Annotated in this window: 2 protein-coding genes; both read right to left on the bottom strand. The window is 50.4% G+C overall.

From position 1 onward, the window contains the following. Positions 1–127 (bottom strand): YWFCY domain-containing protein (locus HMPREF1323_RS09120; protein ID WP_009433310.1); only part of this gene is annotated, 127 nt, incomplete at its 3' end. A 42-nt stretch (positions 128–169) separates the two neighbouring features. After that, the gene (gene mobB / locus HMPREF1323_RS06320; protein WP_009433309.1) at positions 170–1,456 is read right to left on the bottom strand and encodes a conjugal transfer protein MobB; all 1,287 of its coding nucleotides are present in this window, start codon (positions 1,454–1,456) and stop codon (positions 170–172) included. Between the last annotated feature and the right edge of the window lie 41 nt (positions 1,457–1,497).

The raw sequence follows: 1,497 nt of genomic DNA, 5'->3' as shown, positions 1-1,497 counted from the left end.
TGAAGCCCCAGGTGAGGAAGGCTTCATAGCAGAACCAATACGCATTGATAAGGAGGAATATCACGGAGAGCGCTCTCATGAAGTCCATGATCTTCCCGAGGGCTCTGAGGTCGTCTTCTTGTGCCATAGCTGTAATCTTGTTAAAGTTGGAATAGGGAGGTTGGTTTGTTCAGCCTTTTCTTCTCTTGAGCCTAAGCTGATGTCGTCTACGGAGCTTGCGCTGCCAGCTTGCTTCCTTCCAATCGTCGTTACCGGTTGTAAGGGGAAGATCTCCGATAAGTTCGTCTAATATCGACTCCATGGGGTTATCACTTTCTTCCGGGAGGAGGGGAATACTGTGGGCGAGATCCTTCGGTGCTTCCCAGGGGGATGATAAGTGGCCATAGAGCTTTTCGTCTAGGAAGCGATTAGACTCAGGGGCTGAGAAGTAGGTTTCAAACTGCTTGGCGGCATAGCCCTTTCCTAGGCGCGAGCCATTGAGTGCTATACCAAGGGTGTCATCGATGAAGGTGACCCCATAGATGCGTCCGCCCTCACTTTTACGAATGATGCAGCGTAGCTCGCTCTTCTCTAAGCAATCTAAGAGTTCTTCCTCACTACGAGGCGAAGTCCGCATCACAGCCAATACCCTTTGTTGTACACCAGCGATGAAGGGTTTAATGCTTTGTTTGGATTGCTTCATCTTATGCTGAACGGCAGCGTAACCCACTCCTCGCCCAATCTTAGAGGCGTGTATGGGCGGGCAGAGCTTATTCCCCGCCTCGTTAGTAGGGGCGTAGACGAGGCCATTGTATTCTCTACCTCGGTAGGTGTTCTTGACCTCTTCGACAGTCAGCTGGTAGGCTCCTAGAATGGCCTTGAATTCTCCTAAGGAGCAGAAGTGGTAGTGCATTAAGATCCCACGAAGAGTTTGGGCCATCTCGCTTCGGATATTATCTAGGGGTAAGTGCTCTTGGGAGGCGGGGGCATTTGTCCTCTGCTCCTTGGTGGGAGTACTGGGGATGAGTCCATACTTACGCTCCAAGAGATCGGTGATTCGTTTGCTGCGTCTGTTCTCAAACTTGTCGTTGATCTTCTCTCCAGCGCTATTGACACGGAGTGATACGATGTGGATGTGCTCTCGCTCGATGTCGTTATGCTTAAAGACAATGTAGGGCTGCTCGCCGTAGCCGAGTGTCTGCATATACTCCTGGGCGATTTGTGTAAGCTGTTCATCGGATAGCTTTTCGTCTGGGTGCGGATTAAGCGAGCAATGAAAGACCACATTCTTCGTGCGACACTTCTTAGGAATAGCTGCCTGCATATCGCTAAGCACTTCTTCCATGGTATAGCCACCTTCAGGATTGGCATACAAGCCCTCAGCCAGGAGAACACTCGCATCCCCAGATACTACCTTTTTGAAGTTGTAGCCTAGGGCTCCAGCTAGATTTTCCGAGCTTGAGATCTTAGCAATCATCGCTTTCGGTAGTCTAGGGTTAGGCTGATAGCTTGCTGCTC

The organism is Porphyromonas sp. oral taxon 279 str. F0450, assembly GCF_000292995.1.
GTDB lineage: Bacteria > Bacteroidota > Bacteroidia > Bacteroidales > Porphyromonadaceae > Porphyromonas > Porphyromonas pasteri.
Note: the sequence above shows the minus strand (reverse complement) of the source record. Positions and strands in the feature narration are given on the sequence as shown.